Source organism: Streptomyces boluensis (assembly GCF_009908195.1).
GTDB classification, from domain to species: domain Bacteria; phylum Actinomycetota; class Actinomycetes; order Streptomycetales; family Streptomycetaceae; genus Streptomyces; species Streptomyces boluensis.
On the sequence record NZ_JAAAHS010000707.1, the window covers coordinates 1 to 1,479 of the forward strand.

A 1,479-nucleotide genomic window follows, 5' to 3' on the forward strand; every position below is an offset into this window, starting at 1 on the left:
AGGACTTTCGGGAAGGGGCGGGGAGGGGAAAAACGCCCGGCTGCGACCATGGCCACATGCCCGGCACCGACCTCTCCCCCGCCCGCGGCCCCGCCACCGAGACCCGGCCGGCGGGGGCCGCGTCCCGCGCACGGTACGACCCGTACCTCCTCGCAGGCGCGCTCGCCGTCGGATACGCCCTGGTGTCCGTGCTGCGCTGGCACCGGCTCGACAACCGTTCCTGGGACCTCGGCATCTTCGAGCAGGCGATCCGGGCGTACGCCCACTTCCAGGCGCCGGTCGCGGACCTGAAGGGCCCCGGCACGCACATCCTCGGGGACCACTTCAGCCCGGTGACCGCGCTGCTCGCGCCCCTCTACCGGGTGTTTCCCTCGCCGGTGACGCTGCTCCTCGCCCAGGCCGCGCTGTTCGCGCTCTCCGCGGTGCCGGTGACGCGGGTCGCGGCGCGGCTGCTCGGGCGGGCGCGCGGGCTCGCGATCGGGGTGGCGTACGGGCTCTCGTGGGGGCTGCAGCGCGCCGTCGACTTCGACTTCCACGAGATCGCCTTCGCCGTACCGCTGATCGCGTTCTCCCTCGAAGCGGTGCTGCGCGAGCGGTGGCGGGCCGCGCTGTGGTGGGCGCTGCCGCTGGTCCTCGTCAAGGAGGACCTGGGCCTGACCTGCGCCGCGCTCGCCGTGGTCGTGGCGCTGCGGGCGCGCAGGAAGGAGCCGCGCATGGTGCCGTACGCCATCGGGCTCGCCACGTTCGGCGCGGTCGCCGCGCTGCTCACGTTCACCGTGCTGATACCGGCCTTCAACACCGGCGGCGGCTACGACTACTGGGACAAGGTCAGCGAGGGGCCGACGCCCCTGGACGGCTTGGGCACCAAGTTCCGTACGCTCGGCTGGCTGATCGTCCCCACCACCGGGCTGCTCGCGCTGCGCTCCCCGCTGATCATCGTGGCGCTGCCCACGCTCGGCTGGCGCTTCGTGTCCGGCGACAGCCACTACTGGGGCACCGACTGGCACTACAGCGCCGTCCTCATGCCGGTCGTCGCGCTCGCCCTCGTCGACGCCCTCGACCGGTCCCGGCACAGCGGCCGGGCCTGGCTGCGGGCGTACGCGGCCCAGGTGCCGACCGCCGTGGCCGCGGCGGCGCTGGCCCTGACCACGGCCCTGCCGCTCGGCACGCTCACCGAGTCCGCGACCTACCGCGCGGGGCCCGGTGCGAGCGCCGCGAAGGAGCTGCTCGGGACCATCCCCGACGGGTCGACGGTCGAGGCGAACATAGGGCCGATCAGCCATCTCACGTCCCGTTGCCGGGTGTTCTGGTTCGGCAACACCCAGGGCGTCACCCCCGAGTACATCGCCCTGGAGAACACCGGCGGCAAGTACAAGGACCCGGTAGGGACCGCGCGGAACCTGCACCCCGACGCCAGGTACACCGTGACCGGCACAGCGGGCGGCTACGTACTGCTGAAGCGCATGCTCTGACCGCACC

At 73.2% G+C, this 1,479-nt stretch carries 1 protein-coding gene; it reads left to right on the plus strand.

The genetic code is table 11. The features are described from left to right. The first annotated feature begins 56 nt into the window (after window positions 1-56). On the plus strand, window positions 57-1,472 hold the full coding sequence (locus tag GUY60_RS37620; protein ID WP_161705988.1) for a DUF2079 domain-containing protein: 1,416 nt from the start codon (window positions 57-59) through the stop codon (window positions 1,470-1,472). Window positions 1,473-1,479: the final 7 nt, after the last annotated feature.